The 23,131-nt window shown below is 68.7% G+C and carries 23 protein-coding genes; 7 read left to right on the top strand and 16 right to left on the bottom strand.

Going from position 1 to position 23,131, the window contains the following annotated elements; all coding sequences use genetic code 11:
* Positions 1–40: 40 nt before the first annotated feature.
* From MWN33_RS04970 to MWN33_RS04995, 6 genes are all read right to left on the bottom strand, one after another.
* Positions 41–1,435 (bottom strand): FGGY family carbohydrate kinase, encoded by a 1,395-nt coding sequence (locus MWN33_RS04970; protein ID WP_247199287.1) that lies wholly within the window; start codon positions 1,433–1,435, stop codon positions 41–43.
* Complete coding sequence (locus tag MWN33_RS04975) at positions 1,435–2,676, bottom strand: NAD(P)/FAD-dependent oxidoreductase (protein ID WP_247199288.1); 1,242 nt, start codon at positions 2,674–2,676, stop codon at positions 1,435–1,437. The genes MWN33_RS04970 and MWN33_RS04975 overlap by 1 nt, the downstream gene beginning before the upstream one ends.
* Entirely contained in the window at positions 2,673–4,079 is a 1,407-nt protein-coding gene (locus MWN33_RS04980) for an NAD(P)/FAD-dependent oxidoreductase (RefSeq protein ID WP_425531954.1), read from the bottom strand. The genes MWN33_RS04975 and MWN33_RS04980 overlap by 4 nt, the downstream gene beginning before the upstream one ends.
* A 130-nt stretch (positions 4,080–4,209) precedes the next feature.
* Positions 4,210–5,322, bottom strand: coding sequence for a type 2 periplasmic-binding domain-containing protein (locus MWN33_RS04985; protein WP_247199290.1), 1,113 nt, complete (start codon positions 5,320–5,322; stop codon positions 4,210–4,212).
* A gap of 38 nt (positions 5,323–5,360) precedes the next feature.
* Positions 5,361–6,698: a TRAP transporter large permease gene (locus tag MWN33_RS04990; RefSeq protein WP_247199291.1), complete on the bottom strand. Its 1,338-nt coding sequence runs from the start codon at positions 6,696–6,698 to the stop codon at positions 5,361–5,363.
* Positions 6,698–7,246 (bottom strand): TRAP transporter small permease subunit, encoded by a 549-nt coding sequence (locus tag MWN33_RS04995; RefSeq protein WP_247199292.1) that lies wholly within the window; start codon positions 7,244–7,246, stop codon positions 6,698–6,700. Before MWN33_RS04995 ends, MWN33_RS04990 begins: the two co-directional genes overlap by 1 nt.
* A 628-nt stretch (positions 7,247–7,874) precedes the next feature.
* Between MWN33_RS04995 and MWN33_RS05000 the strand changes: the two genes are divergently transcribed.
* The 4 genes from MWN33_RS05000 (at position 7,875) to MWN33_RS05015 (ending at position 10,867) form a co-directional block, all read left to right on the top strand.
* Positions 7,875–8,666 (top strand): DeoR/GlpR family DNA-binding transcription regulator, encoded by a 792-nt coding sequence (locus tag MWN33_RS05000; RefSeq protein WP_247199293.1) that lies wholly within the window; start codon positions 7,875–7,877, stop codon positions 8,664–8,666.
* Positions 8,667–9,143: 477 nt separating this feature from the next.
* A complete protein-coding gene (locus MWN33_RS05005) occupies positions 9,144–9,428 on the top strand; it encodes a PqqD family protein (protein ID WP_247199294.1) in 285 nt (94 codons plus the stop codon).
* Between the two features lie 7 nt (positions 9,429–9,435).
* A complete protein-coding gene (locus MWN33_RS05010) occupies positions 9,436–9,870 on the top strand; it encodes a lasso peptide biosynthesis B2 protein (RefSeq protein WP_247199295.1) in 435 nt (144 codons plus the stop codon).
* Complete coding sequence (locus tag MWN33_RS05015) at positions 9,854–10,867, top strand: serine kinase (RefSeq protein WP_247199296.1); 1,014 nt, start codon at positions 9,854–9,856, stop codon at positions 10,865–10,867. Before MWN33_RS05010 ends, MWN33_RS05015 begins: the two co-directional genes overlap by 17 nt.
* Here the strand turns inward: MWN33_RS05015 and MWN33_RS05020 are convergent.
* Together MWN33_RS05020 and MWN33_RS05025 are read right to left on the bottom strand one after the other, a co-directional pair.
* Positions 10,864–11,853, bottom strand: a complete 990-nt coding sequence (locus MWN33_RS05020; RefSeq protein WP_343312684.1) for a nucleotidyltransferase family protein — start codon at positions 11,851–11,853, stop codon at positions 10,864–10,866. The two genes, MWN33_RS05015 and MWN33_RS05020, sit on opposite strands and share 4 nt — an antisense overlap.
* A 115-nt stretch (positions 11,854–11,968) precedes the next feature.
* On the bottom strand, positions 11,969–13,006 hold the full coding sequence (locus MWN33_RS05025) for a trans-3-hydroxy-L-proline dehydratase (RefSeq protein WP_247199298.1): 1,038 nt from the start codon (positions 13,004–13,006) through the stop codon (positions 11,969–11,971).
* A 65-nt stretch (positions 13,007–13,071) separates the two neighbouring features.
* On the opposite strand from MWN33_RS05025, the gene MWN33_RS05030 reads away from it, so the two are divergent.
* Positions 13,072–13,302: a hypothetical protein gene (locus tag MWN33_RS05030; protein WP_247199299.1), complete on the top strand. Its 231-nt coding sequence runs from the start codon at positions 13,072–13,074 to the stop codon at positions 13,300–13,302.
* Here MWN33_RS05030 and MWN33_RS05035 read toward each other — a convergent pair.
* The 8 genes from MWN33_RS05035 to MWN33_RS05070 form a co-directional block, all read right to left on the bottom strand.
* Positions 13,299–14,399 carry a cis-3-hydroxy-L-proline dehydratase gene (locus MWN33_RS05035; RefSeq protein WP_247199300.1) on the bottom strand — a complete coding sequence of 367 codons (1,101 nt, stop codon included), beginning with the start codon at positions 14,397–14,399 and terminating at the stop codon, positions 13,299–13,301. The two genes, MWN33_RS05030 and MWN33_RS05035, sit on opposite strands and share 4 nt — an antisense overlap.
* Before the next feature lie 11 nt (positions 14,400–14,410).
* Positions 14,411–15,412, bottom strand: coding sequence for a 4-hydroxyproline epimerase (locus MWN33_RS05040; protein WP_247199301.1), 1,002 nt, complete (start codon positions 15,410–15,412; stop codon positions 14,411–14,413).
* 29 nt (positions 15,413–15,441) lie between these two features.
* Complete coding sequence (locus MWN33_RS05045; RefSeq protein WP_247199302.1) at positions 15,442–16,680, bottom strand: NAD(P)/FAD-dependent oxidoreductase; 1,239 nt, start codon at positions 16,678–16,680, stop codon at positions 15,442–15,444.
* A 149-nt stretch (positions 16,681–16,829) separates the two neighbouring features.
* Positions 16,830–17,726: a dihydrodipicolinate synthase family protein gene (locus MWN33_RS05050; protein ID WP_247199303.1), complete on the bottom strand. Its 897-nt coding sequence runs from the start codon at positions 17,724–17,726 to the stop codon at positions 16,830–16,832.
* 38 nt (positions 17,727–17,764) lie between these two features.
* The gene (locus MWN33_RS05055) at positions 17,765–18,490 is read right to left on the bottom strand and encodes an amino acid ABC transporter ATP-binding protein (protein ID WP_247199304.1); all 726 of its coding nucleotides are present in this window, start codon (positions 18,488–18,490) and stop codon (positions 17,765–17,767) included.
* Between the two features lie 9 nt (positions 18,491–18,499).
* Positions 18,500–19,153, bottom strand: a complete 654-nt coding sequence (locus MWN33_RS05060; RefSeq protein ID WP_247199793.1) for an amino acid ABC transporter permease — start codon at positions 19,151–19,153, stop codon at positions 18,500–18,502.
* A gap of 23 nt (positions 19,154–19,176) precedes the next feature.
* A complete protein-coding gene (locus tag MWN33_RS05065) occupies positions 19,177–19,839 on the bottom strand; it encodes an amino acid ABC transporter permease (RefSeq protein WP_247199305.1) in 663 nt (220 codons plus the stop codon).
* A gap of 172 nt (positions 19,840–20,011) precedes the next feature.
* Positions 20,012–20,824: an ABC transporter substrate-binding protein gene (locus MWN33_RS05070; protein WP_247199306.1), complete on the bottom strand. Its 813-nt coding sequence runs from the start codon at positions 20,822–20,824 to the stop codon at positions 20,012–20,014.
* 289 nt (positions 20,825–21,113) lie between these two features.
* Here MWN33_RS05070 and MWN33_RS05075 point away from each other — a divergent pair, with 289 nt between their 5' ends.
* Both MWN33_RS05075 and ppk2 read left to right on the top strand, forming a co-directional pair.
* Positions 21,114–21,800 (top strand): GntR family transcriptional regulator, encoded by a 687-nt coding sequence (locus tag MWN33_RS05075; RefSeq protein ID WP_247199307.1) that lies wholly within the window; start codon positions 21,114–21,116, stop codon positions 21,798–21,800.
* Between the two features lie 398 nt (positions 21,801–22,198).
* Positions 22,199–23,110: a polyphosphate kinase 2 gene (gene ppk2 / locus MWN33_RS05080; protein WP_247199308.1), complete on the top strand. Its 912-nt coding sequence runs from the start codon at positions 22,199–22,201 to the stop codon at positions 23,108–23,110.
* The last annotated feature ends 21 nt before the right edge of the window (positions 23,111–23,131 follow it).

Below are 23,131 nucleotides of genomic sequence, written 5' to 3' on the forward strand. Positions count from 1 at the left end.
GTGAAACAACCAGCTGGAGCAATCCCGCAACCGGAATGCTCTAGCCCCGCCAGCCACGGCTGCGGGCGACGGCTTCCGCGAAGCGCGCGCGCTGCTCGCCCGTGACCGAGCCGTCCGGCGTAAAGTGGCGGGCCTCCGCGCGGGCGTCGGCGACATCGGCGCCGCACAGCTCGGCGAGGCCGAGCGCGGTCATCTCGTGCAGCGCCGGCACGCGCACGCTGCGCCCGCTGGCGGCGGCGAGGAAGCCGGCGAAAGAGGCGCTCTGCGACAGGCCGCCGTCTATGGCGATCTCGCTTATGCTCCCCACCTGCGCGGCGGCCGCCTCGATCAGCCCGACGGTGAGCAGGGCGATGCCCTCCAGCGCCGCGCGCACCATATCGCGCCGGCCGGTCGCCGCGTCCATGCCGATGAAGAGCGGCGCGGCGGCGCGGTCCCAGTGGGGCGCGGCAAGGCCGGACAGGGCGGGCACGAAGACGAGGCCGCGACTGAGCGCGGACGGGCCCTCGAAGCCGTCGAGTTCGTCCGTTCCCGTGAACAGGCCGAGCCGGCGCAGCCATTCGAGCGCCGAGCCGGCATCGTAGACCCCGCCTTCCAGCGCGAAGACCGGCGCCTCGCCCGCGCGTTGCCAGCCGACCGTCGGCAGAAGTCCGCCGCCGGCCAGCCGCTCGTCTCCCGTCACCGCCAGCAGGAAGGCGCCGGTGCCGAAGGTGATCTTGGCGTCGCCCGGCCGGCGGCAGCCATGCCCGTAGAGCGCGGCCTGCTGGTCGACGATGGAGGCCTTCACCGACACGCCGCCGATAGTGCCGAAGTCGGTATCGACCGGGACGACGGGCGGCAGGCAGGCGAGCGGCACGCCGTGCAGCGCGCACAGCTCCTCGCTCCACGTGCCGGTCGAGAGGTCGAGCAGCCCGGTGCGCGAGGCGGTGGCGCTATCGGTCGCGAAGGTGCCGGCGAGCCGGTCGAGGAAGAAGGCGTCGGTGGTGCCGAGCCGCAGCCGCCCGGCCGCCTGCGCGCTGGCGACGGCCGGGATGTTGCGCAGCAGCCAGGCGAGCTTGGAGGCGGAGAAATAGGGATCGAGCGGCAGGCCGCAGATCGCGGAGGAACGCGCCCGCGCGTCCGGCCCCAGCGCGGCGAGCGCCTGCGCGGTGCGGGCGTCCTGCCAGACGATGACGGGGGAGAGCGCCTCGCCTGTGAGCGCGTCCCAGGCGAGGCAGCTTTCGCCCTGATTGGCGAGGCCGATGGCGTCGACCGGCCCGGCCGCCGCCAGCACGGCTGCGACATTGGCGACAAGCTCCTCCGGGTCATGCTCGACCCGGCCGGGGGCGGGATAGGACTGTGCATGGGTGCGGCTCGCCGCCACCCGCGCCTGCCCGCCGCTTTCCACGACGAGGCAACGTGTCGAGGTGGTGCCCTGGTCGATGGCGGCGACGCGCATCAGCCGGTCTCCCGGAAGCGGAAGCGCACGGAGCCCGCCCTCGCGGCGCCCGGTGGGATGGGCACGAGGATGCGCCGTTCCGGCCGCCATGTGCCCGCGCGCGCCCATACCTCGCGGCCGTCGATCTCCAGCGACAGGCGTCCGGATGCGGTGCGGGAGAAGCGGAGCTGGAAATCGGGCAAGGCCGGCACGGCATTGGCGCCGGCGCGCAGCAGGCTCGGCACGACGAGCTTGATCGGCGCCTCGAATCCGACCGGGATCGGGACGCCGGCCTCGGCATCGCGGGCCAGATCCTCCGCGATGGCCATGCCCACGGCACGTCCCTCGCGGAAGGCCCAGCCGCCGGTTTCCACCGCGCGCAGAAGGTTGCCGCCAGCGAAGACGAGGGGATCGCGGCTGCGTCCGTCCTGGTCGACGGCCGGGCCGGCGCTACCGGGCTCGACGCCGACGGCGGACTGGCGGAACAGCGCCGATTCCGGGGTGAAGCGGCCGGTGAGCAGCACGCCGTCGCAGGCGAGCGTGTGGGCGGTGCCGTCGGCGAGGCGGATCGTGACCTCCTCGACGCGAGCGGTGCCGCGAATGTCGGCGATGTCGGCACCCAGATGAAAGGGTACGCCGACGAGGCGCGGGAACCAGTTGAACGGCGCGCGGGCGAGGGGATGCGGGCCGGGCTCGATCATCGCCACGGGGCGGGCGCCATGGGTCAGGCAGGTGAACAGCGCCGACTGGCTCACCAGTTCCGAGCCGACGATGAGCGGGCGGCGGAACGGCATCAGGCCGTGAAAGGCGGCATAGGATTGCAGCGTGCCGGTGGTGACGATGCCGAGCGGACGGTCGCCGGGGATCAGCCGGGCCGAGCGCGGCGTCTCGCGCGCGCCGGTGGCGATCAGGATGCGGCGGGCGGATAGGGTGACGACGCCGGAAGAGGAGGCGACCTCCAGCCTTCCGCCGGGCTCCAGCCGCACCACGGAATGGCCGGTGCGCACCTCGACGCCCGCCTGCGCGGCTTCTGCCGCCAGACGGCGGCCATAGGCGGCGCCGAGATAGACCCGGCCGAATTCGCGCATGCCGAAGGGCGAATGGGCGCAATGCCGGGTGGCGCCGCCGAGCTCGTCCTCGCGGTCCAGCAGCACGACGTGGGCGACGCCCTGCCGGCGCAACTCCACCGCCGCCGCGACTCCGGCCGGGCCGCCGCCGACCACGATGACGTCGGCGGTTGCGCTCTCGAAGGGGCCGCTCATTCCTCGCGCTCCCCGACGGCGAGCGGTGGCGCGAGGCGGCCCTGCGTCATCTCAGCCAGCCGGGCGTTGCAGTAGAAGCCCTGGCAGCGGCCCATGCCGGCGCGTGTGCGCCGCCGCAGCCCGCCGAAATCGCCGGGCGGAATCGCGCTGTCGAAGGTCGCCTCGATCTCGCGCCGCGTCACCAGTTCGCAATGGCAAACGATCTCGCCATGGTCCGGCCGCTGCCAGTCGCGCTCGCGCGTCTGCGCGAGGTTGGGCAGGCAGACGGCCGGCGGCTCGGCGGGAACGGTCGCCGGCAGGCCGAAATCCTCATGCAGCTTCAGCGCATGGCTGGCGAGGCCGAGCGCGGCGGAAAGCCCTGTCGAGCGTATGCCGCCCAGCGTGATGGCGCGCCGCTCCGGCCGGGCGATCACCCGATAGGCCTTGCTCTCTGTCGCCGGGCGCAGCCCGGCATAGACCGCCGTCACCGGAATGCCGGCCAGCGCCGGCACGATCTCCGCGCCGCGCGCCAGCAGGGCCTCCAGCGCGCCGGTCTCCACCGTCGCGCGGGTGCGGTCCTCCTGCTCCTCGGCGGTCGGGCCGATCAGCACATTGCCGAAGGCGGTGGGGCAGACGACGACGCCCTTGGTGATCTCGGTCGGCACCGGCAGCACGATGCGCGGCACATGGGCGAAGGCCGCCTTGTCGAGCACGACGAACTGGCCCTTGCGGGGGCGAATCTCGAATTCCGGTTTGAGGCCGAGGCGGGCGTCGACGAGATCGCCGTAAAGGCCGGCGGCGTTGACGACGGCGGCGGCGCGCAGCGTGCCGGCGGAGGTTTCCAGAATCCAGTCGTCCTCGAAGCGCCCCCCGATCAGCTCCGCATCGCGCAGCAGACGGGCGCCGAGCGCCACCGCCTGCGTCAGATAGGCGAGCGGGGCGCTCCACGGGTCGATGACGTGCTCGCCCGCCACCTCGATGGCGGCGACGAGGCGTTCGGACAGGCCGGGGCAGGTGGCGCGGGCCTCCGTGCCGGAGAGCAGGCGCAACTCGTTGACGCCGTTGGCGCGGCCCTGCGCGGCGATGGCGTCGAGCTTGTCGGCCTCCAGCGCGTTCCAGGCGCAGACCAGCGCGCCGGTCTCGACGAGCGGCAGGCCGAGGCTGTCGCGGATGGCGAGATATTCCGCGCGACCGGCCTGCACCAGCTCCAGTTCGAGACTGCCGGGCGGGGCGTCGAAGCCGGTGTGCAATATGGCGCTGTTGGCCTTGGACGCCCCGGAGAGGATGTCCGCGCCCTTCTCGATCACCACCACCCGGGCGCCGGCAAGCGCGAAGCGGCGCGCCACCGCGCAGCCGACCACGCCCGCGCCGATGACGGCGAGGTCGTAAGGTCCGGCGAAGTCGGGGGAGGGGGTATGGAGCACGGGCGCTCCCTTCCAATCAAACATCGCGCGGGCATCTGGCCCGCCGCGTCACGCGAACGGCCCGCCGGGGGCGGGGAGGCGGCCCCGCCCGGAGGGCGGAGCCGCAATGTCGAAGGTCGGCCGCCGCCGCTCAGCGGTAGGGGTAGCCGGCCTTCTGCATGGTCTCGTCGTACTTCTTGAAAGCCGCGACGACCTTGCCCGCGCGCGGGCTGGAGGCGGCGACCTCGTCCCAGAAGCCCTTGGAATCGGCGACGACCTGCGCCCATTCGGCCGGCGGCAGCGACGTCAGTTCCATTTTCTGGCCTTCGACGCGCAGCTTGGCCTCGCCGCCCCAGTACCAGACATCGCGATAATAGTGGGACTGGTCGATGCTCATCAGGAACAGCTCCTTAAGATGAGCCGGCACCTTCTCCCAGCTCGGCGTGTTGGCGAAGTAGCTGCCGAACCAGGCGCCGGTGACCGAGTTGGTGAGCGCGTAGTTGCACACATCCGCCCAGCCCACCTCATAGGCCTCGGTGAAGCCGCACCAGGCGACGCCGTCAAGCTCGCCGGTCTGCAGCGCGACTTCCACATTGTCCCACGGGATCGTCACCGGCACGAGGCCGTATTTGGAGAGGAACTTGCCGGCGGTCGGCACGCCGAAGACGCGCAGGCCCGCCATGTCGGCAAGGCTCTTGATCGGCTTGTTGACGGTGAAGATGTGCAGCGGGTCCCAGGCGCCGGTGGACAGCCAGGTGACGTTCGGCACCTCGGCATAGGCTTCCGCCCAGATGTCCTTGAGGCCGTAGTAGCGGAACAGCGCCGGCACATCGAGGCTGTAGCGGGTGGCGAAGGGGAAGTAGCCGCCGAACACGGCGATGTCGACCGGCGAGGCCATGGTGGCCTCGTCCGACTGCACCGCGTCGAGCGTGCCGGTCTGCAAGGCGCGGAACAGGTCGGAGGTCGGCACGAGCTGGTCGGCGTAATAGAGCTCAATCTCCATCGCGCCGTTGGCCGCCGCGTTGAAGGCGTCGATCTGCGGCTTGATGACATGGGCGCCGAGCGGGGCGCCCGAATAGGTCTGCAGGCGCCACTTGATGGTGCCGGCCTGGGCGATGACGGCGGGCGCGGCCAGCGTCGAGCCGGCCAGCGCGGCGCCGGTGCCGAGCGCCGCCTTGCCGAGGAAGCTGCGGCGGGTGGCGAGAATGGCGTCGGCGGCGGGGTCGATCTTCTTGGGGAAGGGCTTCTTGGTCTCGTCAGTCATCTTTTTCTCCTCTGGAAGGGGGAAGGATGGGCTGTTGCTCAGCCCTTGACGTTCATGTGCTCGGGCAGCCAGAGCGCGATCTGCGGGAAGACCATCAGGATGACGATGGTGAACATCATGATCGCGGCGAACGGCCAGATCGACCGATAGATGTCGACCAGCGAAATCTCCTTCGGCGCCAGCGAGCGCATCAGGAACAGGTTGTAGCCGAAGGGTGGGGTTATGTAGGCGATCTGGCAGGTGATCGTGTAGAGGATGCCGTACCAGATCAGCTGGTTGTTGAAGCCAAGGTCGAGCGCCTTCACCAGCGGGATGTAGAGCGGCGCGACGATGACCAGCATCGCGGTGTCGTCGAGGAACATGCCCATCACGATGAAGCTGAGCTGCATCATGATGATGATGGTCCAGGGGTTCAGGTCCCACTGCTTGACGAACAGGAACTCGATCGCCTTCACCGCGCCGAGCCCGTCGAACACCGTGCCGAAGGCAAGGGCGGCGAGGATCAGCCACATGAACATGCAGGATACGTTCAGCGTCTTCAGCGAGGTGTCGCGCACCACCGGCCAGTTGAACCGTCGCTTGTAGATCGCCGCCAGCGTCGCCGTGGTGGCGCCGACCGCCGAGCTCTCGACGAGGCTGGTGACGCCGAAGACGAAGAGGCCGGTCATGAAGAAGAAGATAGCGAAGGGGATGACGCCCGCCCGCGCCAGCGCCAGCTTCTCGCGAAGCGGCATGTTCAGCTCTTCGTCGGTGAGCTTGGGCGCCAGCTTCGGGTTCAGCTTCACGCGGACATAGATGTAGATGATGAACAGCGCGGCCATCAGCAGGCCGGGGCCGACGCCGGCGAACCAGAGCTTGGAGACCGGCTGGCGGGCGATCATGCCGTAGAGCACCAGCACCACCGATGGCGGGATGAGGATGCCGAGCGAGGAGCCGCCCTGGATGACCCCGGAGATCAGCACCTTGTCGTAGCCGCGGCGGATCATTTCCGGCAGCGCGATGGTGGCGCCGATCGCCATGCCGGCGACGGAGAGGCCGTTCATCGCCGAGATGATGACCATCAGGAAGATGGTGCCGATGGCGAGGCCGCCGGTGAAGCGCCCGAACCAGACATGCAGCGCTCGGTACAAATCCTCCGCGATCCCGGATTCCGCGAGGATGTAGCCCATGTAGATGAACATGGGCAGGGTGAGCATCGCGTACCAGTTGAACAGCTTGAAGACCTGGTTGAACGGCAGGTCCATGGCGCCGGGGCCGTAGAGCAGCAGCGCGGCGGCGGAGGCGACGAAGCCGATGCCGGCGAAGACGAGCTGCCCGCTGATGAGCGCCAGCACCATCGAGGCGAACATCAGCAGCGCGATCAACTCATAAGACATCAGAACTTCTCCCCGCGCAGCGTGGCGATGTGCTTGAAGACGAGGGAGAAGGCCTGCAGCAGCATCAGCACGAGGCAGGCGGTGAGCAATGCCTTGATCGGGATCACCGAGGGGTTCCAGATCGAGAAGCGCTTCTCGTTGGTGGCGATGGCGTATTGCAGGCTGGAGATCGAGCCCGTCAGCATGACGCCGAGATAGAAGATCAGGCACCAGACGGTGGCGAGATCAGCCTTGGCCTTGCCGCGCTCGGAGAGCGAGGAATACCAGAGGTCCATGCGGACATGTTCGTTGTTCTTCAGGGTGAACGGGCCGCCCATGAAGTAATAGGCGGCGAGCGTGAACTGCGTGAGTTCCACCGCCCAGTGCACCGGCATCTTCAGCAGGTTGCGGGTCACCGCGTCGAAGATCAGCACGCCGCCCATCATGAAGATGAGCGAGGCGGCGAGATAGCCGACATAGTCCGAGATGCGGTCGATGAAGCGCACATAGTGGCCGATGGCCCCCCAGATGCCTCCCGGCCTCGCCGGCGCCGCCTGTTCCACGTTCACGCTGTCGCTCCGTTGACGGTCGATCGGATGCGCCGGCGGCCGAAGGGCCGGTTGGCGGCGCGCGGACGCACCGGACCCGTCGCGAGCGGGCCGTCAGCCCCGCTCGCGGGTGCGCGATGCGGATGGTTGGATAGCCTTGCGGAGGAAGCTTCCGGGTCCGGCGGCGCGCTGCACGCCCGGCCCGTTTCCGGCAGCCGCCCCGGTCGGGCTATGCGGCCGGCGTCGGAATGGTGGTCATCTGCAATCCCCTCGTGCGCGGTCTTGCACCTCTTATGTGCATGCTCGCTTTTTTCGCACTTTCGGCACTCTAGCCGGTTTTTTCCGGAAGGGAAGTCCGAAATTCGCCCATTTCGCCCAAACGGTCAATGTATCTTCGCTCGAAGTGACCGTTTGGGAAGTTGCCGTGCCTTAAAGTTGACCGTTCGGTCATATTCTGGTCTTCTTATCCCAAGGTCGGGGGTGGGCGGTCTCGTGCTGCGGGCGATGTCTGCCGTTGCGGGACGATTGACCGCCCTTGCCGCACCACTTAACCGACCGGTCGGGAGCGGCGGCGCCTGTCAGGCGCCGGCCGGTGTCGCCGGTTGTCCCTCAAGACCCGGGGCCGCGCCCGGTACGGCAGGATGACGACGTGCAGCCCACCTCGCGCCATGAACAGATCGTCGCGCTCGTCGCCCGTTCGGGCGAGGTGAGCGTGGAGGCGCTCGCCGAAGCGCTCGACGTCTCGCGCGAGACCGTCCGGCGCGATCTCGCCCGGCTCGACGCCGACGGGCAGCTCCGCCGATTCCACGGCGGCGCCCGCGCGCTCGGCGTGCGGGCGGCGCCGTCCGCCGCCGTGACCGAGAAGGAGTGGCCCTTCGCCCAGCGCATGGCGCAGAACGCCGCCGGCAAGGCGCGCATCGCCGCCGCCGCCTGTGGTCTGTTCCAGCCGGACGATTCGCTCTTCGTCGACACCGGCAGCACGACGGTCGCCTTCGCCGAGGCGCTGGCGGCCTGCCCGCCGCTGGTGGTGATCACCAATGCGCCGCGCATCGCCTCCACCCTCGCGCAGGGGGGCGGGCACAAGGTGTTCCTGATCGGCGGCGCCTATGGCGCGGATGCCGGCGAGAGCCTCGGCCCGCTGGCGCTGGAGCAGATCGGCAAGTTCCGCGCCCGCCACGCCGTGCTCACCGTCGGCGCGGTGGACCAGGCCTGCGTGATGGATTTCGACGTGCAGGAGGCCGAGGTCGCCAAGGCGATGATCGAGCGCGCCGACCGCGTCACCGTGCTGGCCGACCACAGCAAGTTCGACCGCCGCGCCGTTTTCGAGGTGGCGCCGCTGGCCGGCATCGACACGCTCGTGACCGATGTGACGCCTTCCGAGACCATGGCGCGCGCGCTCGCCGCCGCCGGCGTCGAGGTTATCGTCGCCGATCCCGCTTGAGCGATGCGTGCGGACGGACGCTGCGCAGGCGGGCTCTTTCCGGAGGATATTTGCCGGCGATGCTTGCCATTGCCGCATCGGTGGCTAGGCTAGGTGGCCTGGAGTGACGTCGGCCGAAAACAGGGCCGGCGGTTGAGGGAAGTTCGGAAATGCGCAAGGCCTATGTTACGCCGGCACTCGTGAAGGTGCAGTCCCTGTCCGCGATCACGGCGGCTCCTGCGCCGGTAACTTCGGGCTATACCCCTCCCGTCACCTGATCCTCCGCGACCTACCGGTTTGCCGGCACAGCATTTCCGTGGCGTGATCCTTACCCTGCGGAAGGGTCGCGCCGCGCCGGTCGCCTGATCGAGCGCTTTCGCGGCGCGGGCTGCTATCGCCCTGCGTCGCAGCTCCGGCTTGCGGGTCGTTTACGGCTTGAAAAGCGGGCGCTGCCTTGGCAGGGTCCGTCCGGGATCGCGCGCGTGAGCATGGAAGAACATGTCGGCCATTGAATCGACCACCGTCCTCGTGCTGGCGCCGATGGCGTCGGTGCAGTCGGTCGGGGAGGGCGCCGTCGTGCTGCTCGCCGACAGCGGCCAGCTCTTCACCTGCAACGAGACCACCGAGGCCTTTCTCGGCAAGCTCGACGGCCGGCGCAGCTTCGCCGAGGTGATCGAGCTGATCGGCGGCGAGTTCGAGGCCGATTCCGATACGCTGAACGCCGATTTCGCCGCCCTCGCGCTCCAGCTCCTCGACGAGCGGGTGATCGAGCGGGCCGGCTGAGGGCGCCATGGCGCCCGCCTCCCGCGCATCCTCCCCCGGTTCGCTGTGGCGCCGGCTGCGCTTCCGCGCCGATGTCTGGCTGGCGGCGCGGCTGCTGCCCCTGCGGCTGCGCGGACGCCGTTTCGAGGAGGTGCTTCACACGGTGCCGGTGAAGCCGTGCCCGCGCTATGCCGGACTTTCCGCCGAGTTCATCAGCCGCACCGTGTTCCGCGTCACGCGCCGCCCGCTGCTGATGCGCGACCGGCGCTGCCTGCGGCAGGGCCTGCTCGGCTTCGGCTACATGGCGCAGGCGGGGCTGAAGCCGGAGCTGCATTTCGCGGTGGCGCGCGATTCCGTTCCCACCGGCCGGCTCGCCGCCCATTGCTGGGTGTGCATCGACGGGCAGCCGGTGTTGAGCGACCGCACGCCGGACATGGTGACGATCTATGTCCACCGCCTCTGAGCCCGGCGCTCCGGCCCTCGGCGCTTTCCTCGCGCAGTACGATATCGGCGGCCATCTTCTGGCGCTGGAGGCGCAGACCGCTGCGCTGCTTCAGCCCCTCGATCTCTTCCTCGCCCCCTTGCGGGTCGAGCCCGACCGCACGCCCGATTTCCGCCTCCTGCTGCGGCACGGGCCGCATCCGGCCGTGCAGGCGGGCGACGTCCCGCTCTTCGCGGGGCCGCTCCTTACCGAGGGCGAGTTCGAAGGCTTCCGCCGCAGCGAGGGGCTGCTGCTGCGCGGGCCGGACGTTTCCGCGCTGATCGAGCCGGCCCGGCGGCGGGCGGTGATCGTCACCGCACCGGGCGCCGAATTCCGCACGGCAAGCTCGGCCGGGCTGATCGCGCTGGAGATGGTGGTCGACGCCTTCGGGCAGGCGCTCGTCCATGCCGCCGGGCTGACCCTGCCGGACCGCGACGCGCTGGTGCTGCTGCACGCGCCGAGCGGCACCGGCAAGACGACGACGGCGCTGGCGCTGGCGGGCGCCGGCTTCGGCCTGTGCGCGGATGACGCCATCGTGCTTCGCGACGGCGAGGCGGGAATTTCCGCCTGGGGCCTGCCGCGCTTCGTGAAGATCCATCGCCGCACGGCGGCGTTGCTGCCCTGGCTCGCCCCGGCGCTCGGCCCGGTCTGGGACGCGGGTGGCGAGCAGGCGGTGCCGCTCGCGGCGCTCTCCCGCCATGCCCGCATCGAGGACCGGCGCCCGCGCGCTGTCGCTGCCCTGTTCATGGTCACGCGCGGCGAAGGACCGACGCAGGTGCATGCGCAGCCACGGGTCGACGCGCTGGCGGCGCTGGCGGCGGACAATGTGCGGGGCGGCATCGCCGGGCTGGAAGCGCATCAGGCGCGGCGCTGGGCGCTGCTGGCGCGGCTGGTCTCGGCGACGCCGGTGTTCGAGTTGCGCGTCGGGCCGGATGTCGGGGAGATCGCCGCGCGGGTGCGCGAGGCGCTCGCGCTCTAGTCGAGAAGTTGCAGCCAGCGAAAGCCGTGGCGGCGCAGATGCGAGGCGCGCGAGGTGCGCGGGGCGGCCTCGAGCACCGCGTCGACGCCGAGCAGCCGCCGGCCGAGGGCGCCACGGCGGCCGGCGGGAAAGCGGGCGGCCAGCGCGGCGGTGCGCCCGTCCCCGAACAGCGCCGCCGTCACATGCAGTGCGGCACCGACTTCCAGCTCCGCGCCGACGCGCCCGACCGCCTGCACCAGCGCGTCCTCGTCGGTGACATGGCGGGCCGCCTGCAGCAGGTCGACGGCGAATTGCAGCCGGTGGAACTTGTGGCCGCCCAGCGCATGGATCGCCGCGACGAGAAGCATCCCGGCCGGGCTCGGCTCGGTGTCCGGGCTCACCGCCTTGAGCTGGGTGTAGCCAAAGGACAGGCGCCGGCGCAGCGCGGGGTAGTGCACGAGGTCGCCCTGCGCCTCGACCATGAGGTTCGGATTGCCCTTCAGGAACCATTTATATTCGAGGTAGCGGGCCGAATTGTCCCAGACCTTCTCGTGCAACTCGAAGCCGCAATCGGCCAGCGCCGCGCCGATGCCGTCGAGGTCGGAGGGGTCGGCGAGGAGGTCGATGTCGGTGAAGGTGCGGTCGGAGGTGTGCGCGTAGAGCCTGTCGGCGAAGACCGGGCCCTTGACGATTTCGGCGGGGATGGCGCGTTCTCGCAGCCGCTCGCCGATCCGTGCCGCATGGTGGCGCAGCAGCATGGCGCGTCCGACCGTGAAGGTGTGCTCGGTTTCCAGCCGCTCGACCTCGGCGCGGAACGTTTCGCCGCGCCCCTCGCGCCGCGCGGCACCGCGCAGCTTGCGCCAGACGATGGCAAGCACGCCATGGCCGCGGGCGTGCTCGAAGATCGCCCCCAGCCGCGCATCGGGCCAGTCCGCCGCCTCGGGCGCGGGGGCCTGGGGATCGGCGAGCCGGCAAAGGACGCGCTTCTCCTCATTATCCAGTGACAGGGGCGCGGCCTCCGGTGCGGCGGGAGGCGAGGCTTATCACGCCGTCCGCCGGGCCGACCAGCCCGGCCGACAGACGGACCTCGTTCCTGCTTCCAGACCGGCCGGCAGGCGGATGTCAGTCCGCCATCCAGACAGGCCACGTGTCGGAGAGCCGGTAGCCGGTCGGCCACGGATCTTCCGGATCGAGCATGAGCTGGGCGGTATGCGTCACCCAGGCGCGCCCCATGATGGAGGGGAAGATCGCCGGCCGGCCGCCGACGCTCGTCTCGCCCTCGATCCGGCACTCGAAGCGCGAATCGATGATGGAGCGGCCGATGAAGGTCTCGCCGACCTTGAGCTGGCCCTTGGCGTGCAGCACCGCCATGCGGGCCGAGCAGCCGGTGCCGGTGGGCGAGCGGTCGATCTTGCCGGGGCGGATGGCGACCGCGTTGGCGCCGGTCTTAACGCCGTTCTCCTCCACCACGGGGGCGGCGAACTGGCAGAAGGAGATGTGGTTCCAGTCGGCATTCTCGGGGTGCTTGAAGCCGAGCTGGCGGTTGGCCGCCTTGACGATCTTCATGCCGGCCTCGGCGAGGTCCCTGGCTTCATCCGGGCGGATGGAGAAGCCCAGCGCATGGGCGTCGACGATGACGAAGCTGTCGCCGCCATAGGCGGTGTCGACGGTCAGCGTGCCGAGCCCCTCGACCTCCAGCTTTGCGTCGAGCTTGTCGGCGAAGGAGGGATGGTTGCGCACCTTGATGCGCTCGGCCTTGCCGTCGCGGCAATAGGCGGTGGCCTCGATGAGACCGCCCGGCGCCTCCAAAACCATGTGGGTCTCCGGCTCGACCATCGGCACGATGCCGGTGTCGAGCAGCACGGTCGACACGCAGATCGAGTTGGAGCCGGACATGGGCGGGGTGTCTTCCGGCTCCATGATAATCCAGGCGGCGACGGCACGCGGGTCCTTCGGCGGCACCAGCAGGTTCACATGGCGGAAGACACCCCCACGGGGCTCCTGCAGCACGAAATTGCGCAGCGTGTTGTCGGAGGCGATAAAGCGCGACTGCGCCCACACCGTGTCGCCGGGCGGCGGGGCGACCCCGCCGACGATGACGTCGCCGACCTCGCCCTCGGCATGGCAGCCGACGACGTGGATGATTTTGCTGGTGCGCATGGAGGGCAGCCTCGTCGGTTGGGCCTATGTTACGCTTACCGGAATCGGTCACTGGGACAACTCAGATGCGCCCCGACGACATCCAATATGCAGACGATGAAATGCCGAAGCGTTTCGTTGTATATCGACTCGATATCGACAATCGGCCGTCCTCTGTCGAAGGCGAGTACGATACAATCGAAGAGGTGTTAGCTCATAAGTGGCGGCTAGATCGCAGCTACTCGATACGTGTCGACCGGATACACATGAACCGAATTGAGTTCGACCGCTGGGTGTTGCTTCAGAAGAAGCACTAGATCACCACCACCGGGTCGCCGAGCACGTCGAACAGCGGCGCGATGCCGAGGCCCGGCGCGTCGGAGGCGGTCATGAAGCCGTTCACGCGCTTCGGCGCGCCGCTCGCGATGTCGACCGTGCCGTAGCTGTTGAAGTCGGTGGCGGAGAAGGAGAACTCCTCCGGCGTCGAGCGTGCGAGGTGGGCGATGGTGGCGGTCACGATGTCGCCGCCCCAGGTGTCCTCGATGGTCATCGGCGTGCCGGAGGCGACGCAGATGTCGCGCATCAGCCGCGCCTTGGTGAGGCCGCCGACCTTGGAGATCTTCAGGTTGATGATGTCCATCGCATCGTCCGCCAGCGCCTTCATCAGCGTGCCGACGCCGTCGATCACCTCGTCCAGCACGAAGGGCCGGGCGGTGCGGGCGCGCACCGAGAGGCATTCCTCATAGGTCGGGCAGGGCTGCTCGATATAGACGTCGAGATCGGCGACGGCGGCGGCGATGCGCGCGGCTTCCGCCCGCGTCCAGCCGGTATTGGCGTCGGCCACCAGAATGTCGGAGGCGTCCAGAATCTCACGGGTGGCGCGGATGCGGTCGATGTCCTGATCCGCGTCACCGCCGACCTTGAGCTGGAACTTGGTGTAGCCCTCGGCCTTGTAGCCGGCGATCTTCTTCGCCATCGCCTCGGGCGCCTCCTGCGAGATGGCGCGGTAGAGCGCGACCTTTTCCTGCGCCGCGCCGCCGAGCAGCTTGTAGACCGGCAGCCCCGTGACCTTGCCGAGAATGTCCCAGCAGGCGATGTCGATCGGCGCCTTCACATAGGGATGACCGCGCAGCACCGAATCCATGTGCCGGTTCAGCACGTTGAGGTCGGTCGGGTCGAGGCCGATCACCTTCGGGCCGATTTCCTCAAGTCCCGCACGCACGCCATGGGCATAGGCGGGCAGATAGGCCGAGCCGAGCGGGCAGCACTCGGCATAGCCGGTGATGCCGGCGTCGGTCTCCACCGCGACGACGGTGGAATCGAACACCTCGACGAAATTGCCGTTCGACCAGTTGTAGCGGCCTTCCTTGAGCGGGAGGCCGACCTTGTAGGCCTTGATGCCGGTGATCTTCACGTCGTTTCTCCTCAGACCACCACGAAGCCGTGCGCGAAGGGGTCACGGTCGTCGATGAAGATGGTGTTGTAGCCGGTCATGCGGGCCCAGCCGCCGATGGAGGGGATGATCGCGTCGCGATCCCCCACCTTCACCGCCGCTTCCACCCGGCCCTTGAACAGCGAGCCGATGATGCTCTCATGCACGAAGTCGTCGCCGACCTTCAGCCTGCCGAGCGCGGCGAGCTGGGCCATGCGCGAGGAGGTGCCGGTGCCGCAGGGCGAGCGGTCGATGGCCTTGTCGCCGTAGAACACGGCGTTGCGCGCATGCGCCTGCGGATCGCGGGCGGCGCCGGTCCAGAGGATGTGCGAGAGGCCGCGGATTTCCGGCTTCTCGGGGTGCACGAACGTGTATTTCTCGTTGAGCGCGCGGCGCAGGCCCGGGCTCATGCCGACGAGCTGGCCGGCGGTGAAGTCCGCCATGTCGCGGAAATTCGGCTGCGGTTCGACGATGGCGTAGAAATTGCCGCCATAGGCGACGTCGACGGTGATCTCGCCGAGCTCCGGGCACTGCGCGGTCAGGCCCTGCGCGTAGAGGAAGCCCGGCACGTTGGTGATGCGCACCTCTTCCACATATTGGCCGACCTGCTTGTACTCGGCCTTCACCACGCCAGCGGGCGTGTCGAGCATCAAGACGCCCGGCGTCTTCGGGGTGACGAGCCCGTGCTCGATGGCCATGGTCACGGTGCCGATGGTGCCGTGCCCGCACATGGGCAGGCAGCCCGAGGTTTCGATGAACAGGATGGCGACGTCGCAGTCCGGCCGGGTCGGGGGGTAGAGGATCGAGCCGGACATCATGTCGTGGCCGCGCGGCTCGAACATGAGACCGGTCCTGATCCAGTCGTACTCCGCGAGGAAGTGCGCCCGCTTCTCGATCATGTTCGAGCCGACGAGGTTCGGCCCGCCGCCGGCCACCAGCCGCACGGGATTGCCGCAGGTGTGGCCGTCTATGCAGAAGAAGCTGTGTCGCGCCATGGGTCTACTCGTGAAAAGGGCTTTGATCGTCAGAAGCGGTCGGGACGGAAGGGGTCGAGAGGGATGGAGGGTGTCCGGCCGGCGACGAAGTCGGCGACCAGCTTGCCCGTCGCCGCGCTTTGCGTGAGGCCGAGATGGCCGTGGCCGAAGGCATAGAGGACGCGCGGGCTCGCGCGCGAGGCGCCGATCACCGGCAGGCTGTCCGGCAGCGAGGGGCGGAAGCCCATCCACTGCGTGCCGCCCCCGGTGCGCAGGCCGGGCAGGAAGGCGGCGGCCTTCTTCAGCATGGCCTCGGAGCGCTGGAAATTCGGCTTCAGCTTCAGCCCGCCGAGCTCGACGGCGCCGCCGACGCGGATGCCGGTGACGAGCGGCGTGACCACGAAGCCGTGGCCGCCAAAGGTGAGCTGGCGGCGCAGGTCGAAGGCGCCGGGCGGCAGTGTGGTGTTGTAGCCGCGCTCGGTTTCCAGCGGGATGGCATCGCCGAGCGCGCGGGCCAGCGGGCGCGACCAGGCGCCGCCCGTCAGCACGGCGCGGCCGGCCTTCAGCACCGTCCCATCGGCGAGGCGCAGATGGACACCCTCCGCGTCGGGTTCGATGGCGCGCACCTCGCCATGGGTGAGTGCGGCGCCGCGCTCCATCGCCGCGCGGAACAGCGCGAGTGCGAAACGGTAGGGGTCGTTGACCGTCTGCCAGTGCGGGGTGAAGGTGCCGGCGATGAAGCGCGGGGAGAGGCCGGGCTGAAGTTCGGCGAGGCGCGCGCCGCGCACATGCTCGAAGGCGATGCCCTCCCGCGCCCGCGCGTCCCAGCCGGGCTGGGAGGCGGCAAGCTCGGCCTCGCTCTCATAAAGCTGGAGATTGCCGTCGTGCCGCACATGGCTGGACAGGCCGGCGGCGTCGATCATAGCGCCCATGGCGGGGGCGGCGAAGCGCATCAGGTTGCCCTGTGCTTCGAGCGAGGCGCGGTAGCGGTCCGGCAGGCTGGCGCGCCAGAAGCGCACGAGCCAGGGCGTGATCTGCGGCAAATAGGAGGGCGGGATGGCGAGCGGACCCAGCGGGTCCAGCAGCCATTTCGGCGCTTTGCGCAATATGCCGGGCGAGGCGAGGGGAAGGATATCGGTGAAGGCGAGCGCTCCGGCATTGCCGAAGGTCGCCCCCTCCGCCACGCCGCCACGCTCGACGAGGCGCACGCGATGGCCCTCCGCCAGCAGATGGAAGGCGGTGGCGAGGCCGACGATGCCGGCGCCGATGACGGCGACGTCTTCACTCATTCTGTTCTGCTCGTGTAACGGAACATTCGTACCGGCCCGCCCCTGCGACCGTCATCCCGGAACGGCCGCAAGGCCGTATCCGGGATCGCATGCCAATGGAAAGCGATCCCGGCTCGGCGGATTGGCCTTGGCGGTATGACGCGAACGTATCAGGCCGCCTTGGCGAGGGCCGGACGGCGGGCGAGGGCGTCGGCGACGATCTTCTCGACCTTGGCGCGCATCTCGCCTTCCAGCGGCAGGCGGGGCGCGCGCACGCGCTCGGTGGTGCCGGTGACCAGCGCCTCGACCAGCTTCAGGTTCTGAACGAGATAGGTCGACACGTCGAGGTCGAGCAGGGGGCGGAACCAGCGGTAGATCGCCAGCGCCTCGTCGTAGCGCTTGGCCTTCATCAGCCGGTAGATGGCGACCGTCTCGTGCGGGAAGGCGATGACGAGGCCGGCGACCCAGCCGACCGCGCCGACGGCGAGCGCCTCATAGGCGAGATTGTCGACGCCGGTGAACACGTCGTAGCGGTCGCCCAGCGCGTTGAAGATCTCGATGGTGCGGCGGATGTCGTCCGAGGATTCCTTGATCGCGACGAAGCGCTTGTCCTTGGCGAGATCGGCCATCACCTCGACGGTGACGTCGACGCGGTAGGCGACGCGGTTCGAATAGATCATCACCGGCAGGTCGGCGGCCTCGGCAATGGAGGAGAGGGTGGCCACCGTCTCCTTGTGGTTGGTGTGGTAGACGAGGCTCGGCACCACCATCAGGCCGTCGGCGCCGGCCTGCGCGGCGCGCTTGGCGAGGCTCGCGCAGTCGCGCGTGGCGGAATCGGCGATGGTCATTAGCACCGGACGCTTGCCGGCCACGGACTTCGCGGTCTTCAGCACCGCGAGGCGCTCGTCATGCGAGAGCATCGGGCCCTCGCCGAGCGAGCCGTTGACGATGAGGCCGTCGACGCCGGCCTCGATCTGGAAGGCGAAGCTCTTCTCCATCTCCTTGTGGTCGAGGCTGTCGTCTTCGTTGAACTTCGCGGTAACGGCGGGATAGACGCCCTGCCACATGGAACTGCTCCTTGGTGCTCGATCTGAACGGGTTCGTCTCAGAGGACGGATTTGAGGAAGTCGATGGTTTCCGGCTGCTGCGGGTTGCCGATGACCTGCGAGGGCGGGCCGATCTCGTGGATCCGGCCCTTGTGGAAGAAGGCGACGCGGTTCGACACCTCGCGGGCGAAGGCGATCTCATGGGTGACGACAATCATCGTCATGCCCTCGGAGGAGAGCAGGCGCATCGTGTCCAGCACCTCGCCGACGAGCTGCGGGTCGAGTGCCGAGGTCACCTCGTCGAAAAGCATGTAGTCCGGCGACATGGCGAGCGCGCGGGCGATGGCCATGCGCTGTTGCTGGCCGCCGGAGAGCTTGGAGGGATAGACCTTCAGCTTTTCGGCGAGGCCGACATGGGAGAGCTTCTCCACCGCGATGGCCTCGGCTTCGGCCTTCGACTTGCCGAGCACCTTGCGGGGGGCGAGCATCACGTTCTCCAGCACGGTGAGGTGCGGGAAGGCGTTCCACTGCTGGAAGACGATGCCGATCTTCTGGCGGAGCCTGTTCAGGTCGGTGCCGCGGGCGTGCACGTCGGTGCCGTCGACGAGGATGCGGCCGGAATTGATCGGCTCCAGCCCGTTGATGCACATGAGCAGGGTCGACTTTCCCGAGCCGGAGCCGCCGATGACGGAGACCACCTCACCCTTCTCGACGGTCATGGTGACGCCCTTGACGACTTCGAGCGAGCCGAAGGATTTGTGGACGTCCTGGATATCGATCGACATGTCTGGTCCTCACTCGTTCTCGCGCCAGCGCTTCTCAAGCCGGGCGCCGAGGCGGGCGATGGGGAAGCTCATCAGGAAATAGATGAGTCCGGCGATGGAGAGTACGAAGAGCGGCTCCTGGATGCGGGTGACGATCACCTGCGAGGAGCGCAGCAGTTCGACGATGCCGATCCACCAGACCATGGCGGTGTCCTTCATCACGCCGAGCGTCAGGCCGATCCAGCTCGGCAGGGCGACGCGCAGTGCGATGGGGAAGACGATGAAGCTGAGGTCCTGCCAGTAGCTCATGCCGAGCGAGCGGGCGGCGCGGCGCGTCGTCGTCGGGACGGCGAGGAAGCCCGAGCGCACGATCTCCGTGCAGTAGGCGGACATGTACAGCGCCAGCACCACGCAGCCGACCGTGAAGGGCGGCCAGTTGATGCCGACGATGGTCTTGAACGAGTTGGCGACCACGAGCTGGATCAGCAGCGGCACCGAGCGGAACACGTCGAGCACCGCGCCGAGCGGGGCGTTGATCCACCAGGGCGAGACCGCGCGCACCACGCCGAAGACGACGCCGAGCAGCGTGCCGCCGATCACCGCCCAGAAGGTGAGCGCGAGGGTGACGCCGGCGCCCTTCAGCATGAACCACAGGTCGTTCAGCGAGAAGGAGGTGTCGAGCAGGGAGGAGAACATCGCGCGTCTCCTCAGTAGCGGAACAGGCGCCACGCCATCAGGCGGGCGGAGACGGTGACGAGCTTGGCGAGCAGGTAGTAGATCACGGCCGCGAGGGCGAAATATTCGAAGGTGCGGAAGGAGCGCACGTTCAGCTCCTGCGTCACGCCGGTGAGGTCGCTGTTCAGGCCGACGACGACGCCGAGCGACGTCATCAGGATCGCCCACACCATCTGGTTGGTGAGGGGATAGAAGACGATGCGGAACATCTGCGGCATCACCACCAGCCGGAACGCCTGCACCTGCCCCATGCCGAGCGAGCGCGCCGCGCGCATTTGCGTCGCCGGCACGGCGCGCAGGCCGCCACGGAAGGTCTCGGCGAGGTAGCCGGCATTGTTGAAGGTGATGCCGGCGAGCAGCGCGACGAAGCTGTCGAGATGAATGCCGAGCGAGCCGAGGCCGAAATAGGCCATGTAGATCTGGAACAGCGCCGGCGTGTTGCGGGCGAGCTCGACCCAGCTGGCCGCCGCCCCACGCAGCGCGCGGTAGGGCGAGTTGCTCGCGACCGCCAGCACCACGGCGAAGAACACGCCGAGCAGCATGGAGAGGAGGGCGATCTCAAGCGTCACCAGCGCGCCCCACAGCATGTCGGGCAGGGCGCGGAAGGCGGGCAGCCAATGGAAGGTGTAGTGCATGGTTCGCTCGTCGCCCGGCGGAAGCTGCAACCTGTCGTCGTCATATCACGGCCGTCATCCCGGCCGGAGCCGCAGGCGGAGAGCCGGGATCGTCGTTTCAATTCCGGTCAGAAGCCCGCGCGATCCCGGATACGGCCTGACGGCCGTTCCGGGATGACGGTGTCGTGGACGATCAGCGATAGACGCCGGGCACCGTCAGGTCGGGCGCCTCGCCGAGGCCGATCCACTTGTCGTAGAGCGCCTTGTAGCGGCCGGTGCGGACCTGCTGGTTGACGAACAGGTTGAGGTAGTTGATCAGGCCCTGCTCGTTGCGCAGCGCGATCAGCGCGACGTAGTCGATGTCGTAGGGGGCATCGCCGCCCATCATCAGGCCCTTGTACTTGCCTTCCTTCACGATCGCGGCGGCGACGGTGGAGGTGACGACGGTGGCCTCGATCTGGCCCTGCGAGAGGGCGAGGAACACGTCGGCCTGCGTCTGGTAGCCACGGAACGAGCCCGTGCCCCACGCCTTCACGTCCTTCTCAAGCGCCAGCGCCTCGAAGGTGCCGGAGACCGAGCCGGTCTTCTTGCCCTTCAGGCTGGCGTAATCCTTGATGCCGAGGCCGTCCTTGGTGAGCACGACCATCTTGAAGGCGAAGTAGGGGATGGTGAAGCCGGCGGTCTTGGCGCGCTCCAGCGTGTCGGAGGTCGAGGCGACGCCGACATCGACGCGGCCGGAGACCAGCGCCGGGATACGGTCGGGGAACGGCGTCTCGACGATCTCGGCCTTCACGCCGAGCACCTTGGCGAGGTCGTTGCAGTAATCGACGTCGAAGCCGATCGGCTCGTTGTTCGCGTCGCGCGAGCCCATCGGCGGGAAGTCCAGCACCACGGCGCAGCGCAGCGTGCCGGAGGCGATGATGTCGTCGAGCTTGTCGGCCTGCGCGGGCATGGCGGCGGCGAGCGTCAGCACAGCAGCGGCGAGAATGCCGATTCCCTTAGCCATTACGGCTCTCCTCTGAGGAAGGTTTGATTGGCTGTTAGTGGCCGGCAGCATCGGCGGTCGAACGCCGTCCGGCGACAGGGAAAGCTTCCGATTTTTGGATCCAAGTTTCAATATCCTTTTTGCGCTCACTGTGCGAATTTATGCGGCAACGGGTGCCCTCTGGTGCGCAGGCTGGCGAAAAGGCAGTCTGTACGGGATGTTCGGCACCCCGAATCGGCACCAAGGCCGGCCGGGCCGGCGGCGTCGCAGGGGGTATGAAGTGAAGGTGAAGGCCACGGACATCGCGCAGATGGCATCCGCTTCGGACGTCATTTTCGATGCCCTGCGCGAGGCGATCGCCAAGGGCGACATCGCCGAGGGCCAGACCCTGCGGCAGGACCATATCGCCCGCATGTTCAACGTCAGCCGCATCCCGGTGCGCGAGGCGCTGACCCGGCTGGAGGAGCAGGGCCTCGTCTCGACGCAGCGCTATCGCGGCGCGGTGGTGACGACGCTCTCCACCGACGAGATCCGCGAGATCTTCGAGTTCCGCGCCGTGCTGGAGCCGGAGGTGCTGCGTTATTCCGTCGAGCGTATCACCGAGGCGGGGCTGGAAGTCGCCAAGCGCTTCGCCGACGCCTTCTGGACCGAGACGGATTCCTCGCACTGGGGCGAGCTGAACCGGCGCTTCCACTACAGCCTCTACGAACCCTCCGGCCGGCCCTATTACCTCCAGACCATCAGCGCCGCGCTCGACCGGGTGGACCGCTATTTGCGCGCCCAGCTCGTGCTGACCTCCGGCATGGCGCGCGCCCGGCGCGAGCATCAGGGCATTCTCGACGCCTGCATCCGGCGCGACGCCGACGAGGCGGCACGGCTCACCCGCGAGCACATACTGGGCGCCAGCGTCTCGCTCATCAGTTTCCTTGAACGTACGCGCGCCGAACAGGCGGGCGAGGCGGGCGGCGCGAATGGGGCCGCGCGCCCGCGCGACTGACGGTCCCGACGGACTGGCGCGATCCGGAGCACCGGCGGCCGGGAAGTGCCTCTCCCGGTCCAGCCGAGACGGATACCCCGATATCGCCCCGTTCGAGCAACGGTCGGAAACATTCGGACGTAAGACCGCAATCCGGGGGGGGGCGAATTTGGCGGTGTCCGGGCGGCGGGCGTCGCGCCCGTGCCCCCCACTAAACGCATGCGCGTCGTCCGGGCACCCTTCCAGCATCGCCGTCGACGCCATCCGGCCGGCCGCCTCGTCCGGGCGGCATCCGCGTGTCGTGGAACTGTCACAGCTTCGTCGTGTTGGCCGGCTTAAACAGGTCGCCGGCAGTGTTTGCCGCAGGTGCGCAAGGCCCCCCGCGCCTGTCCTTCCGCAAGCCAGATCAGGGACGCCCCATGTCCAGCGACACCAAAGACCAGTTCGCCCGCATCCGCGAAGAGATCGCCGACAGCTTTGACGAGGAGCTGGAGACCCAGCTCGACGAGGACCGGCTGGACGAACTCGTCGCCGAAGGCATGGGGCTGGGAGCGGCCACGCTCGACCGCCGCATCTATTTCCGCGAGCTGTTCCGTCTCCAGCATGAGCTGATCCGCCTGCAGGACTGGGTGCAGCACAAGAAGCTCAAGGTCGCCGTGCTGTTCGAGGGGCGCGATTCCGCCGGCAAGGGCGGCGCCATCAAGCGCGTGACCCAGCGCCTCAACCCGCGCGTCTGCCGCGTCGTCGCGCTGCCCGCGCCGACCGAGCGCGAGCGCACCCAGTGGTATTTCCAGCGCTACGTGCAGCACCTGCCGGCCGGCGGCGAGATCGTGCTGTTCGACCGGAGCTGGTACAACCGCGCCGGCGTCGAGCGCGTCATGGGCTTCTGCACGCCGGACGAGCTGGAGGAGTTCTTCCGCTCCGTGCCGGATTTTGAGCGCATGCTGGTGCGCTCGGGCATCATCCTGATCAAGTACTGGTTCTCGATCACCGACGAGGAGCAGGAATTCCGCTTCCGCATGCGCATCGAGGACCCGCTCAAGCAGTGGAAGCTCTCGCCCATGGACCTGCAGAGCCGCGTCCACTGGGAGGAGTACACCAAGGCGAAGGAGGAGATGCTGGAGCGCACCCACACCGGCGACGCCCCCTGGTGGGTGGTGCAGGCGGTGGACAAGAAGCGCGCGCGCCTCAACTGCATCCAGCACCTCCTGGACCAGATCCCCTACGAGACCGTGCCGCGTCCGGAGATCGTGCTGCCCGAGCGCGTGCGCAACGCCGACTATCTGCGCCACCCGGTGCCGCCGGAGATGTATGTGCCGGAGGTCTACTAAGCGTCGCCCGAAAGCCCCGGC

Source organism: Ancylobacter koreensis (assembly GCF_023016525.1).
Taxonomy (GTDB): Bacteria; Pseudomonadota; Alphaproteobacteria; order Rhizobiales; family Xanthobacteraceae; genus Ancylobacter; species Ancylobacter koreensis.